This is a genomic window from Xanthomonas sp. NCPPB 1062 (assembly GCF_041481705.2).
Lineage (GTDB): Bacteria > Pseudomonadota > Gammaproteobacteria > Xanthomonadales > Xanthomonadaceae > Xanthomonas > Xanthomonas euvesicatoria.
In genome coordinates, this window is sequence record NZ_CM192987.1 from 3,257,590 (window position 1) to 3,271,144 (window position 13,555).

13 protein-coding genes are annotated in these 13,555 nt (G+C 66.6%); 4 read left to right on the plus strand and 9 right to left on the minus strand.

Going from position 1 to position 13,555, the window contains the following annotated elements; translation table 11 throughout:
• Positions 1-120 precede the first annotated feature (120 nt).
• The 4 genes from murD to ACCQ16_RS14210 are packed head-to-tail and all read right to left on the minus strand — an operon-like array spanning position 121 to position 5,911.
• Positions 121-1,527, minus strand: a complete 1,407-nt coding sequence (murD, locus tag ACCQ16_RS14195; protein ID WP_277572618.1) for a UDP-N-acetylmuramoyl-L-alanine--D-glutamate ligase — start codon at positions 1,525-1,527, stop codon at positions 121-123.
• Complete coding sequence (gene murL / locus ACCQ16_RS14200) at positions 1,508-2,863, minus strand: UDP-N-acetyl-alpha-D-muramoyl-L-alanyl-L-glutamate epimerase (RefSeq protein WP_277572617.1); 1,356 nt, start codon at positions 2,861-2,863, stop codon at positions 1,508-1,510. The genes murD and murL overlap by 20 nt, the downstream gene beginning before the upstream one ends.
• A complete protein-coding gene (locus ACCQ16_RS14205; RefSeq protein WP_029819884.1) occupies positions 2,860-3,318 on the minus strand; it encodes a hypothetical protein in 459 nt (152 codons plus the stop codon). Before ACCQ16_RS14205 ends, murL begins: the two co-directional genes overlap by 4 nt.
• Positions 3,302-5,911 carry a bifunctional aspartate kinase/diaminopimelate decarboxylase gene (locus ACCQ16_RS14210; RefSeq protein ID WP_127166718.1) on the minus strand — a complete coding sequence of 870 codons (2,610 nt, stop codon included), beginning with the start codon at positions 5,909-5,911 and terminating at the stop codon, positions 3,302-3,304. The genes ACCQ16_RS14205 and ACCQ16_RS14210 overlap by 17 nt, the downstream gene beginning before the upstream one ends.
• 187 nt (positions 5,912-6,098) lie before the next feature.
• On the opposite strand from ACCQ16_RS14210, the gene ACCQ16_RS14215 reads away from it, so the two are divergent.
• Entirely contained in the window at positions 6,099-6,977 is an 879-nt protein-coding gene (locus ACCQ16_RS14215; RefSeq protein WP_277572616.1) for a PhzF family phenazine biosynthesis protein, read from the plus strand.
• 31 nt (positions 6,978-7,008) lie between these two features.
• The gene (locus ACCQ16_RS14220; protein WP_218506589.1) at positions 7,009-7,890 is read left to right on the plus strand and encodes a PhzF family phenazine biosynthesis protein; all 882 of its coding nucleotides are present in this window, start codon (positions 7,009-7,011) and stop codon (positions 7,888-7,890) included.
• A gap of 263 nt (positions 7,891-8,153) precedes the next feature.
• On the opposite strand, the gene ACCQ16_RS14225 is transcribed toward ACCQ16_RS14220, so the two are convergent.
• The 5 genes from ACCQ16_RS14225 to ACCQ16_RS14245 all read right to left on the minus strand — a co-directional run bounded on the left by ACCQ16_RS14225 (position 8,154) and on the right by ACCQ16_RS14245 (position 11,648).
• Positions 8,154-8,753 carry a glycine zipper 2TM domain-containing protein gene (locus tag ACCQ16_RS14225; RefSeq protein WP_014090663.1) on the minus strand — a complete coding sequence of 200 codons (600 nt, stop codon included), beginning with the start codon at positions 8,751-8,753 and terminating at the stop codon, positions 8,154-8,156.
• Positions 8,754-8,905: 152 nt separating this feature from the next.
• The gene (locus tag ACCQ16_RS14230; RefSeq protein ID WP_003489936.1) at positions 8,906-9,340 is read right to left on the minus strand and encodes an OsmC family protein; all 435 of its coding nucleotides are present in this window, start codon (positions 9,338-9,340) and stop codon (positions 8,906-8,908) included.
• A 320-nt stretch (positions 9,341-9,660) separates the two neighbouring features.
• Positions 9,661-10,608, minus strand: a complete 948-nt coding sequence (locus ACCQ16_RS14235) for an aspartate carbamoyltransferase catalytic subunit (RefSeq protein ID WP_029819889.1) — start codon at positions 10,606-10,608, stop codon at positions 9,661-9,663.
• Between the two features lie 13 nt (positions 10,609-10,621).
• A complete protein-coding gene (gene ruvX / locus ACCQ16_RS14240) occupies positions 10,622-11,089 on the minus strand; it encodes a Holliday junction resolvase RuvX (RefSeq protein ID WP_008571823.1) in 468 nt (155 codons plus the stop codon).
• The gene (locus ACCQ16_RS14245) at positions 11,082-11,648 is read right to left on the minus strand and encodes a YqgE/AlgH family protein (RefSeq protein WP_003489930.1); all 567 of its coding nucleotides are present in this window, start codon (positions 11,646-11,648) and stop codon (positions 11,082-11,084) included. The genes ruvX and ACCQ16_RS14245 overlap by 8 nt, the downstream gene beginning before the upstream one ends.
• Before the next feature lie 276 nt (positions 11,649-11,924).
• Here ACCQ16_RS14245 and ACCQ16_RS14250 point away from each other — a divergent pair, with 276 nt between their 5' ends.
• Complete coding sequence (locus tag ACCQ16_RS14250; RefSeq protein ID WP_184419895.1) at positions 11,925-12,497, plus strand: DNA-3-methyladenine glycosylase I; 573 nt, start codon at positions 11,925-11,927, stop codon at positions 12,495-12,497.
• A 7-nt stretch (positions 12,498-12,504) separates the two neighbouring features.
• Complete coding sequence (locus tag ACCQ16_RS14255; protein WP_014090666.1) at positions 12,505-13,431, plus strand: DUF72 domain-containing protein; 927 nt, start codon at positions 12,505-12,507, stop codon at positions 13,429-13,431.
• The last annotated feature ends 124 nt before the right edge of the window (positions 13,432-13,555 follow it).

A 13,555-nucleotide genomic window follows, 5' to 3' on the forward strand; every position in this document is an offset into this window, starting at 1 on the left:
AACATCCATCTGGTGGCGGAGAACAGCTCGCAGGCACAGCGGTGTGCGAGCGGCACATACCATTGCCGAGCATCGGCCATGCCCACCAGCCGATGAGTGCAGCCGGTGCGTTAGCCGCCTTCAGTGCACACCCAGTCCGTCAATCGCGCTGATTGCCGCCGGGTCGAACCCTGCCAGCTGCGCGAAGTGGCGGCCGCGCGCAACATAGTCGCTGTAGGCGCCGAAGCTGGGCGCCCCGGGCGAGAGCAGCACCACACCGCCCTGCTGGCCCAGCGCAGCGCGCGCCAGTCCCATGGCGTGTTCGAGATCGTTGGCCGCATGCAGGCCGAAGTGCCCCGCCTCGGCCAGCGGCGCCAGCAATGCATGGATGCGTGGGCCGTTGGCGCCCATGGTCACGATTTCCAGCGGCGCCTGCCGCGCCATCTGCTGGGCGAAATCGTGCCAATCCAGCCCGCGATCATGGCCACCGACCAGTAGTGCCACGCGTCGCTGCGCAAAGCACGCCAGGGCAGCCAGCGATGCATGCGGCGTGGTGCTGATGGAATCGTTGACGTAGCTGATGCCGTCCACGCTGCCGAGCAACTGCAGGCGGTTGGGCAATGGACGAAAGCTCGCTGCCGCCGGCGCAAGTGCCGCCGCATCCAGGCCCAAGGCCTCTACCGCCGCCAGCACCGCGCACAGGTTGCGGCGGTTGTGCTCGCCCGGCAGCGGCACATCGGCGGTATCGAAAATGGCCTGTTCGCCGCGATAGACCACGTCGCCACGCAGATGCCAACCGGCGGAATGATTGAACCAACGCACCTGGCTATCCGGCAACTGCAGGCCGGCAAGCAGCGGGTCGGCAGCGTTGAGCAAGGCGATCCGCGGCCGGCCTTCGGTCACCAGCGACAGCTTGTCGCGCACATAGCGTGCCTCATCGCCGTGCCAGTCCAGATGCTCGGGAAACAGATTCAACACCAGTGCCAGTTCCGGGCGCGCGCCGCTGCGCCCGACATCACCGGTCTGGTAGCTGGACAACTCGATCGCCCAATACGCCGGCGGCGGCTGCGGTGCCAGCACTTCCAGCAAGGGCTGGCCGATATTGCCGACCAACGCGGTGCGATGCCCGGCCGTGCGCAGCAGGTGCGCCAGCAGCGCCGTGGTGGTGCTCTTGCCCTTGGTGCCGGTGACGCAGATGACACCGGGCACGCTGCCGTCCGCCTGCGCGTGTTCGGCAAACCACAGCGCGGTGCCGCCGATGAAGCACGTGCCCTGCGCGGCGGCGACCAATGCCTCGGCGCGATACGGGCTGATGCCGGGCGACTTCACGACGATCTCGAATCGCCCCAGCGCCTGCGCGCTGGCAGCGGTTTCCACCTGCAAGGCCGCATCTTCCAGCGCATCGATCTCGCGCGCCTCTTCGGCGTTGCAGAACACCGTCAGCGCTTGCGTCGGCAGGCGCGTCCGCAGCGCACGGTACGCCGCGCGTCCTTCACGCCCCCAGCCCCACAACGCAACGGTCTTGCCTTCAAGCTGCGAAATTCGCACGCACGCGCTCCCACAGCGCCGGCGGAATCCGGTGCTCGCCATCGATGGCCATGAGTGGCTCGACCTGCAGATCATTTGGGTCGAGCTGCGGCTGGATGTCGCGGATGAAGCGCTTCACCAACGCGTCCTCCTTCCACTCCGCGCGGCTGGCCAGCACCGCCATCGCCGCGCGCGATTCACGGCCTTCGCCCACGCATTCGAACGGCTTGTGGTCCTGGAATTCCAGCAACGCGTCGTAGCCGCCGGCCTGGCTCGCATCGTCGAGCAGATTGCGCCCGAAGATGTTGACCAGCCGTGTCTTGGGCATGAACGGCGCCAGCGCCAGGAACACGAAATGGCACTTCGGGCACACGCCGCACCAGCGATGCACGGGGCGCTCGCCCATGATGTGGAAGTTGCGGTTGCAGCTGGAAAAATGCGCGTCGTAGTGATCGGTCTTGGCGAACTGCCGCGCCACCGCCAACTCCGAGAGCGGCCGCAGCAACGAGTAATAGCGCAGATCGGCTGCCACGTGCCGCTGCACGTACTCGCCGAACGCCTGTTCGAAGGCCCAGCCCTTGGACCACTGGTGATTGACCTCGCCGGTGCCGGGAATCTGGCTGCCGTAACTGGCCGAGCGTTCGTTGGAGAACACCACCTGGTCAACACCAGTGAGCAGCGCTGCCAGCACCAGAATGGCCGAGTTCACCGCGGTCACCGGGATATGCCCGTTCCACGCGCCCTGGCGGTTGAGTTCGAACAATTCCGGTGCCAGCACGCGGCCGATGTTGAGTACCGGCAACCCGGTGCGCTCTGCGCAGGCGCGGATGAGTTGCGAACCGCCGATCCAGCTCACGGTCTGCGCCAGGCCGGCCTGGCGCAGCGCCTCGATGCTGACCAGCGAATCCTTACCGCCGCCGATCGCCACCAGCGCATGCTCGCGCAACCCCACTGCCGGCGCGGCGGCAGTGGCCTGCGCCGCCACCGGAAAGTGGATCTTGCCGTGCAGATCCAAGCCATTGCGGTAGGCAAATTCGCCCAGGCCGTGCAGATACACGCTTTCCACCAGCGCGGCCGTCTCGGCATCGATGCCGTAGCTGTCGATGGCGATGTTCGGCGGCACCGCGGCCTTGAAATAACTGACCCCTGCAATGAGATGCAGCAGCCGCAGCGCCTGTTGCACGGCAGTCGCCTGCGCGCCCTCCAGCACGAACGGAGCGCCCGGCACCGCAACGGTCTCGACCAGCTCCGGGCCTTGATCGAAGGCATACACCAGCGTCGCCACGCCGGTCTGCGCGTCGAGTGCGCAACGCACGAAACGGAAGGTGGACATCTGATGTTTGTCGAAAGCGCTCATGGACTACCTGCAGAAACACGTACACGACGCAGATAACGTCGGCACAGGACATATTCAATCATGGAAAACGGCACCGCCGCCCAAAGCAACGGCAGGCAACCGATCACGAACAACAGCAGCATCACATCCGAGCGAATCACCGTTGCGTCGCCGGTGATGGCCAACGCGACCAGCAGGTACAGCAGCAACGCCGGCAGATAGCCAAGCGCACTCAACACCACGGTGCGCAATGCCATGCCGCCGGCGCGCTGCGCGCGTGCCTGCCGGGCACGCCGACGTTGCCATAACGCTGCGCTCCACGCGCCGAGGCCGGCAGCGACCAACGCGGGGATTGCCCACTTCAAGCTGTCGGTCCACGGGGTCGGTTGCCCGGCGATATCGATGGCGGTGGAAAACACCATCGCCACGCCACCGGCCAACGTGCTGAGTACGACGAACTCAGCCAGTGGACGCATCGATCACCTCTTCGCGCGGCAATTCGCGCTGATTGTAGGTGCTGGCCATCGTGTAGCCGTAGGCACCGGCATCGGCGACCAGCACCACATCGCCCGGTGCAGTGGCCGCTGGCAGCCGGCGACGCTTGCCGAACACGTCCGACGATTCGCAGATCGGCCCGACGATATCGAACATGCCATCGGCCGGCGCGTCGAGTTGGCTGAGGTTTTCGATGTCGTGCCAGGCGTCGTACAACGCCGGGCGAATCAAGGTATTCATGCCCGCATCCAGGCCCACGCGGTGCACGCCGTCCTTCTCGATCACCTGGGTGACGCTGGCCAGCAAGACGCCGGCTTCGGCCACCAGATAGCGGCCCGGCTCGATCGCCAGGCGGTAGCCAGGATGCACCGCCTTGACCTCGGCCAGGCCCTTGGCCCACACCTCCAGATCGAACGGCTCGTCTTCGGCGCTGTACGGAATCGGCAGGCCGCCGCCGATGTCGATGGTCTCTACCGTGCCGATGCGACGCGCGAAGCCGGCCAACTCGTCGTACATCATCCGCCAGTGCTCGCCGGTCTCCACGCCACTGCCCAGATGCGCATGCACGCCGGTGATGGTGACCTCGAGCGTGCGCGCCACATCGACGAATTCATCAACGCGCGTGGACGACAGGCCGAACTTGGACGCCTTGCCGCCGGTGTTGACCTTCTCGTGATGGCCGTCGCCGTGCCCCAGGTCGATGCGCAGCCAGATCGTGCGGCCACGGAACACCTCGGGCCAGTTGCGCAGCGCTTCGACGTTGTCCACGGTCACCGTCACGCCCAGCGCGAAGGCCGCCTCGTATTCGGCCTTGGGCGCAAAGCTCGGCGTGAACAGCACGCGCCGCGGCGACAACTCCGGCAGCGCCTGGAAGACGCGGCGCAATTCGCCGTGCGAAACGCACTCCAGCCCGAAGCCAGCCTGTTCCAGCGCCATCAAGATGGCCGGATGCGCGTTGGCCTTGATCGCGTAATAGCGCTGATCCACCGCGGCAATCTGCGCCAGCGCATGCGCACGCGCACGCACCGTGGGCAGGTGGTACGCGTAACGCGGCGTCCCGGCCTTGGACAGCGACAGCAGATGCGCGCGCTCGGCATGCCACCACGGCGTGGGACGCGGACGTACCGAGCCGATGATCTGCCGCCAGCGCGGGCCGAACACCTCGCCCTCGCTGACCGGCATTGCACCGCTGTCGATCAGTTCGGCATGCAGGATCGGCAGCAAACCGTCGGCATCGGCTTCGTCGATGACGAAGGTCAGGTTCAAGTCGTTGGACGACTGCGAAATCATGTGCACGCGCTCCTGCCCGAACGTGGCCCACACGTCGGAGAGCTTGTGCAGCAGCGAACGCATGCCGCGCCCGACCAGGGTGATGGCCGCGCAAGGAACGATGATCTTGACCTTGCAGATCTGCGACAGATCGGCCGACAACGCCGCCAGCACGTCGGTGTTGACCAGGTTTTCCGAAGGATCCAGCGACACGGTGACGTTGGTCTCGGCCGAACCAATCAAGTCCACCGACAGGCCATGCTTCTTGAACAGCGTGAACACGTCGGCCAGGAAGCCGACCTGCTGCCACATGCCGATACCTTCCATCGACACCAGCACGATGCCGTTGCGGCGGCTGATCGCCTTGACGCCCAACACCGGCTCGGCATTGCCGTCGATGCTGGTGCCCGGCAGATCGGGGCGCTCGGTGTCCAGGATCGCCATCGGCACGCCGGAATCGCGGCACGGCTTGATCGAGCGCGGGTGCAGCACCTTGGCGCCGGTGGTGGCGATTTCCTGTGCTTCGTAATAGTCCAGCCGGGTCAGCAGCCGCGCATCCGGCACTTCCTTCGGGTTGGCGCTGAACATGCCGGGCACATCGGTCCAGATTTCCACACGGCTGGCGCCGAGCAGCGCACCGAAGTACGCCGCCGAGGTATCCGAACCGCCACGGCCCAGAATCGCGGTGCCGCCATCGGCATGACGCGAAATGAAGCCTTGCGTGATCAGCAAGCGTGTCGGTTGCGCGGCGAAACGCGTGCGCCAATCGGCATCGGACTGCCACTGGCACGACACCGACAGCCGCTTGGACCACTCGCTCTGATTCGGCTGCGGTGGCAGCGCCGACAGCCATTGGCGCGCATCCAGCCAGCCCATGTCCAGGCCGCTGGCATGCAGGTACGCCGCACCGATGGTGGACGACAGCAACTCGCCCTGCCCCAGCACCTCGGCCTGCCAGTCCAGCGTGCGCGTTGCAGCGCGCGCGTCGCCCAACAACGCATGCAGTGCGGCCAGTCGCTCGCCCAGCACCGCATCGGCGTCCAGTTCGAGCTCGGCCAGAAACTCACGATGGCGTTGGTCCAGTGCCGCCATGCGCTGTGCGCTATCGGCGGCGCCGTCGGCAATGGCGGTGAGCTCGTTGGTCACGCCCGACAATGCAGACACCACCACCAGCACGCGACCGCCGGTCTGGTTCGCCCGTTTGCCCGCCAGTTTTCCAATCGTGTCCCAGCGATGACGACGCGACACCGAAGTGCCGCCGAACTTGAGGACGATCCAACGATCGGTAGAGTGGGGAGCTGACATTGAGATAGGCGTTTAGGATGGGGGGGGGAAGATGCCCGGGATGCCGAGCGGAACCTCTGATTCTACTGCCAATGCCGCTGACATGACCCCGCGTGCGATCACAGCGTTCCGGTCGCCACGTCCACTGCCGTATCGGTTTGCACTGCAACCATCGCCGCGCCCCTCCTTCGATCGAGATGTCCCCACCATGAGCAAGCACCGCTATCTGCAACTGGATGTTTTCGCCGCCCGGGCCGGCAGCGGCAACCCGCTGGGCGTGGTCTTCAATGCAGAGACGTTGTCGTCTGCGCAGATGCAGCAGATCGCCGCGTGGCTGAATCTGTCCGAGACGGTCTTCTTCCTGCCGGTCAGCGTGCCCGATGCCGATTACCACATCCGCATCTTCACCCCACGTGCCGAGCTACCGTTTGCCGGCCACCCCAGCGTCGGTGCCGCGTGGGCGGCGGTGACCCACGGCGTGACCGCGTACAAGCCCGACGGCCGGCTGCGCCAGCAATGCGCGGCCGGCGTGCTGCCGGTGGACGTGTTCGACCGGCACGGCGCCTTGCTGGTGCGGCTGCGCGCCCCGCGCGCACGCGCCATCGACACGGGCGACACGTACGCCGAGGCGCTGCGTGGCGCCTGCACTGGCCTGCGCGTCAGCGCGCAGCCGGCCGCACTCTGGAACAACGGCCCGAACTGGTGGTTGCTGGAATTGGCCGACGCGCAGGCGATACGGCAGGCAGTCCCGGAGCTTGCCGCCATTGCGCGCCTGACCCAGGCCAGCGCCGCCGTTGGCCTGGCCATCTACGCGCCCGTGCACGATGGCGATGCCGACTTGGTCGTCCGCGCGTTCTGCCCGGGCGATGGCATTGCGGAAGACCCGGTCACCGGCAGCGCCAATGCCTGTATTGCCGCCCGCCTGCATGGCGAGGGCCGCCTGCCCGGAGCGCAGTCGCGCTACGTCGCCAGTCAGGGCCGCGAGGTTGGCCGCGACGGCCGCGTCCAGGTGGAGGTGGACGCGGAAGGCGAAGTCTGGATTGGCGGAGCGACGCTGCAGGTGATCGACGGCCGCATCGATTGGTAAGCTGCCGCGCCCTTACTGCGGATCGACGCCCATGACCACTCGCCTTTTCCTGCAACTGGATGTGTTCTCCGCCCGCCCCGGCAGCGGCAATCCGCTGGCGGTAGTGCTGGATGCGCAGGGTCTGGACGATGCGGCGATGCAGGCCATCGCACGCTGGACCAAACTGCCGGAGACCACCTTCGTCTTTCCCGCCGAAAGCGCGCACAGCAGCTACCGGCTGCGCATGTTTTCGCCGCAAAAGGAGGTGCCGTTTGCCGGCCATCCCAGTGTGGGCACTGCGCATGCCGTGCTCGAGGCCGGCCTGGCCGCACCACAGGATGGCGTCCTGGTACAGGACGGCATCGCCGGCCGGTTGCCGCTGCGTGTGGAGCAGCGCGGCGGCCACCGCAGCATCGCGATCCGCACGCCACGCGCACGCGTGGCCGAGCAGGTGGATGCCAACGATCCGCGCCTGCGCGATGCCTTGCAGGGCTGGCCGCTGGGGAGGCTGCCGCCTGCGCTGATGGACGGCGGCCGCACCTGGTGGGTGGTGGAACTGGCAAGCGAAGCCGCGCTGCGCGGCCTGCAGCCGGACTGGGACGCGATTGCCGGGTTGGCAGAATCCACCGGCAGCATGGGCGTGTTTGCGTATGCACGCGCCGGCGCACCGGGCACCTACGATCTGGCAGTACGAGCCTTCGTCGGCAATGGCCGGCGCTTCGAAGACGCGGCGTCCGGCGCGGCCAATGCGGTGCTGGCCGCATGGCTGGACAGCCGTGACGCATTGCCCGGTACCGACCGTCGCTACACCGTCAGCCAGGGCCGCGAAATCGGCTTCGATGCCCTGTTGGAACTGCATATCGATGCCGACGGCGACGTGTGGTCGGGTGGCCAGGTGCAGACGGTGATTCGCGGCACGCTGGACTGGGCTTAGGGCGGCAGCAGCGCTGCTGCGCTGGATTCAACGCAGCGGGTGGCCTGCAGGTGCTGCCAATTTCTGATCACCGCCGGTGCACCGCGCATCGGCGCTTGTGTGAAACAGCAAGGCGCCTCGCATCGATCAGCGCCCACGCCTGGTTGACGTGCCACTGCTGCCGGCAATCGCTCCGCCAAACGCAAGAACGCTGCGGTTGCCCGCAGCGTTCTGTTTAGCCCGATGCCGGAGCCACCAGCGGCACCGCATGCATCCGGCACTGATCAGTCGGGGCGCACGTCGACGCGCACACGGATTCGGTCGCCCGGGTTGTAATCGCTACGCGTGTGGTACATGCGGCCGGCGTATTCGTAGGTGACGTCGTAGCCATCCACGCGGTCGCGTTCACGGCGGTAGGACACCGGCTCGCAGACCCTCACGTTGCCCTGGTAGGTGCGGTGATTGGCCTCATAGATCGAACGGCCCGCCGCGACGCCCGCCATGGTGCCCACGGCGGTACCGACCAGACGACCATTGCCGCCGCCGACCTGGCTGCCGAGCACGGCACCCGCAATACCACCGATCACACTGGCCACGCCACGATTGGACACACCGGCTTGGGCATAGCCGCCGTCGCGGTAATACCCGTCGTTGCTCGTGTAATAACCGTCGGCGGGACGATCGTAGCAACGTTCGCTGGTGCGTTCGTTGTACGAGTCGGCAACGATGATCGGATCCACGCGCACGACGCGCGCATATTCGTAACGGCCATCCTCGTAGCCGCTGCGGCCGTAATCGCGGTAGCCGCTGTCATAGCGCTGCGCCGTGGCATTGCCCGCCACGGCCAGACCCATCACCAGAGCACCAAGCACGAGAGTTTTCATTGCGGCAGCTTCATAGGGAGGACACGCTGCCGATGCTCGTCCTGCGCCAGTGAAACCGCACTGAACCAAACCGGCCGTAAAAAGCCCTATTCAGGTTGCCGCCAGCTGCACGCGCCGGGCGCTTGCGCCGACGCGTCGTAGCGGTATTGGCGTTAGCTGGAAAACTCGGTTTCCAGACTGATCGGCACCGCGCTCAGTGCCTTGGAGACCGGGCAATTCTTCTTGGCGGTGTCGGCCAGCTCGCGGAACTTGGCCTCGTCGATGCCGGGCACCACGGCCTTGAGCTTGAGGCGAATCTGCGACAACTGCGGGCCGCCTTCCATCGACAGATCCACATCGGCGCGCGTGTCCAGCGAGGCCGGCGGAAAACCGGCTTCGGTCAACTGCGCAGACAATGCCATGGTGAAACAGCCGGCATGCGCGGCGGCGATGAGTTCTTCCGGATTGGTGCCCTTCTCGTCGCCGAAGCGGCTGCTGAAGGCATAACGGGTGTTGTCCATCAAGCCGCTCTGCGGCGTGCTGAGCTGGCCCTTGCCGGTCTTGAGGTCGCCTTCCCAGTGGGCGGTGGCGTGACGTGAAATACCCATTGCGATCTCCTGCGCTGAAAGGAGCGCTCACGATATGTGAGAGGGTGTTAGCTGGTGGTGCGGGGATTCGGGATTCGGGATTCGGGATTCGGGATTCGCAAGAGCAGACCGCCAGGCACCTCAGGCAGCAAGCGACTGTTTGTCTGCACGCATGATGTTGCGCATCGAACGCCACCGCGCGACCGACCACGGTGCACGTTCGGCGAGAAGCGGCTGCCTCTTCGCAATCGACGCCTCATGGATCAAAGGCCACCGCGCATTGGTTGCGCGGTGGGGGCGCCGCTCCTGGAGCGACTCACGATCCGGCGGCGCAGCCGCGCTTAGCCGAGCAGGGTTTCCAGCACGGCCATGCGTACGGCAACGCCATTGGCAACCTGCCGCAGCACGCAGGATTGCGCGCCGTCGGCCACTTCATCGGTGATTTCCACGCCGCGGTTGATCGGGCCCGGGTGCAGCACCGCGGCGTCGCGGCCAGCACGCGCCAGACGCTCGCGGGTCAGACCATATTCGGTGTGGTACTGCTCCAGCGAGGGCACCAGGCCTTCTTCCATGCGCTCGCGCTGCAGGCGCAGCATCATCAGCGCGTCGGCACCTTCGAGCATGGCATCGAAATCCTGGCCGACCACGCAGCCCTCCAGTATGCCGTCGTCCGGCAGCAGGCTGGCCGGGCCGCAGACGCGGATCTCACCAGCGCCTAGCGTGCGCAGGGCATGCAGGTCCGAGCGCGCAACACGCGAATGCTTGACGTCGCCGACGATGACGACCTTGAGCTTGGAAAAATCGGTGCCCTTGGCCTGGCGCAGGGTGAGCATGTCGAGCAGGCCTTGGGTGGGATGCGCACTACGCCCGTCGCCGGCATTGATCAACGCGGTGCCCTCGCCCGCGGCGGCCGCCAGCGCTTCCACCGCGCCGTCCTCGGGGTGACGCACCACGAAGCCGCGCACGCCCATCGCTTCGAGATTCTTCAAGGTGTCGCGCGCGGTTTCGCCCTTGCGGGTGGATGAGGTGGATGCATCGAAATTGAGCACGTCCGCGCCCAGCCGCTGCGCCGCCAGATGGAAGGAGCTGCGCGTGCGCGTGGAGGGTTCGAAGAACAGCGTGCACACCGCCGTGCCCGCCAGCACGCTGCGCTTGCCCACGCGCCCCACCGCCGCATCGCGGATCTGGCCGGCGCGGTCGAGCAATTGCAGCAGCGTGGTGCGCGGCAGTCCTTCCAGGGTGAGCAGGTGGCGCAGGCGTCCGTCCGAATCGAGTTGCATGGTGGTCATCGCAGGTCGGGAGTCAAGGAAGAGAGGTGGCTTGGTCGGGCGCGGCCAACCAGCGTTCGACGATCACTGCGGCGGCCATCGCATCGAGCGCTTCGGCGTCGCGGCGCCGCTTGCGCCCATCGGCGCGCTCGCGCGCGAAACGCTGCGCAGCCTCAACCGAACTGGAGCGCTCGTCGATCAGGACAACCGGCAGCGCATAGCGCTCGCGCAGCTGGCGGCCGAACGCGTGTGCGCGTTTTCGGGCGGGTTGGTCTTTGTCGTCCAGCGTGAGCGGGTCGCCAACCACCAGGCCGTCCGGTCGCCACTGCTTGTACACGCGGTCCAACGCGACCCAGTCCGGGCCGTTGGCATGCACATTGATGACGGCCACCGCGCGCGCGCCGGCACCGAGCGCGGTTCCGACCGCCACGCCGATCCGGCGCGACCCCACGTCGAAGCCCAGCACCGTGCCATCGGGGCGAATCGCGCCCGCCTCAGGCATGCCCGGAATAATCCGTGAGCCGGAACAGGTCTACGCCGATACGCCCGGCAGCGGTCTGCCAGCGATCTTCCAGCGCGGTCGCAAACAGCACGTTGGCATCCGAGGGCGCGGTGAGCCAGCTGTTTTCGCCCAGCTCGAATTCCAGCTGGCCGGCACCCCAACCCGCGCAGCCCAGCGCGACCAGCGCATTGCGCGGGCCGTTGCCGGCCGCCATCGCCTCAAGGATGTCGCGCGAGGTGGTCAGGAACACGCCCTGCCCCACTTCCAGGCTGGAATCCCATTCGCGCGCATCGTCATGGATCACAAAACCGCGCTCAGGGTGCACCGGCCCGCCGCTGAGCACGACCTGCTCGCGCAGCGGCTCATCGTCGGTGTCGATGCCCATCTGCGACAACACTTCGCCCAGGGTGTATTCGGAAGGCCGGTTGACCAGCACGCCCATGGCGCCGTTCTCGTCGTGCTGACAGATCAGCGCGACGCTGCGCGAGAAGGTGGGGTCGGACAGCGCCGGAAGCGCAATCAGCAATTGGTTGGCCAGAGGCGTGGGCAAAACAGACATGGCCGCATTCTAGCCGTTCGCTTCGCCGCGCGCAGAGCCGCTGCCATACTGGGCCTTGCCGGCGCCGGAAACGTGCGATGCCGCCGATGCGGCAGCCTTCGCGGCAGACCGCATGCGGCGCCTGACCGACACGTTCAGCTTGACCGCGATGCGTGCGAGTTGCAGCGCTGCAGCGGCGCAAACGGCCTCCCGGCCTCTGCGCTACTGCCGCTCGCCCGCCACGGCAGCGACCGGCGCGCGACTGGCAAGCCTCGCCCCACAACCACAGGCATCCACATGAGCGGTTACTGCAGCATCGCCCCAGGCCATCCGGTCCATGGCCACTACCACGATCACGAGTATGGCTTTCCGCAGCGCGACGAACGCGAGTTGTTCGAACGGCTGGTGCTGGAGATCAACCAGGCCGGACTGAGCTGGGAAACCATCCTGCGCAAGCGCGTCAATTTCCAGCGGGCTTACGACGGCTTCGACGTGGACGCTGTTGCGGCATATGGCGACCAGGACATCAGCAGGTTGATGGGCGATGCCGGCATCATCCGCAATCGCCTCAAGGTGCTGGCGGCCATCCACAATGCACAGGTCATCCAGGCGCTACGCGCCACGCACGGCAGCTTCGCGCAGTGGCTGGACGCCCACCACCCGCTCGACAAACCGGCCTGGGTCAAGCTGTTCAAGAAGACCTTCCGCTTCACCGGCGGCGAAATCACCGGCGAGTTCCTGATGAGCCTGGGCTACCTGCCCGGCGCACACCATGCCCGGTGCCCGGTGTTTGCGCAGATCCGGGCACTGGCGCCGCCCTGGCTGCAGGCGCAGACGCCGGCGAAAACGCGCACGGTCCAGCGCGGCTAGACACCTCTTGCACGGCGCACGCGAAATGCTCGGGGTCATGGCTATTCGCATCGGCATTTCCGGTTGGCGTTACGCACGCTGGCGCGGCACGTTCTATCCGGCTGGCCTGGCCCAGCGGCGTGAGCTCGAATACGCCGCGGGATGCTTTCCCAGCGTGGAAATCAATGGCTCCTTTTATTCGCTGCAGCGCCCGGACAGCTTCCAGCGCTGGCATGACGAAACGCCCGAGGACTTCGTCTTTTCGGTCAAGGGCCCGCGCTTCATCACCCACATGAAGCGCCTGCGCGATTGCGAGCAGGCGCTGGCCAACTTCTTCGCTTCGGGAATCTTGCGGCTGGGCGCCAAACTGGGCCCGGTCCTGTGGCAGCTACCGCCGACACTCCGGTTCGATGCCGAGCTGCTGGACGCATTTCTAGGCAGCCTGCCGCGCGACAGCGAGGCCGCGTTGGCGCGGGCGCGCAAGCGCGACACCGCGCTGATGCAGGGCCGCAGCGCCCTGGCAATCGATCGCAATCGGCCGATCCGTCACGCATTGGAAGTGCGTCACGACAGCTTCTGCGATCCAGCCTGCATGCGCCTGCTGCGGCGTCACAATGTCGCGGTGGTGGTCGCCGACACCGCAGGCAAATTCCCGTACCTGGAGGACGTCAGCGCCGATTTTGTCTATGTGCGTCTGCATGGCGATGCGCAGTTGTACGCCAGCGGCTACAGCGATACCGCACTGGATCGCTGGGCAGCACGCATCGCCGCGTGGGCCAGCGGAGCCGAACCGGACGATGCAGCCCGGGTCGGCGCACGCGCCCGCAAGCGCGCAATGCGCGATGTGTACTGTTATTTCGACAACGACATGAAGGTGCATGCACCGTTCGATGCGCGCGGGTTGATGCAACGGCTGCAGTTGCCTACCGATTGCCCGGCACGCGAAACCACCTAGAACTGCTGACAAACGACGGCGCTTGTCGCCAGGCGGGCCTGGCCGTTACACGTAAAGCGGCATGCATCGCTGGCACGCTGCGGTTCTGGCCGCGCCAGCCGCGCCCGCTGACCGTCTGCCCGCG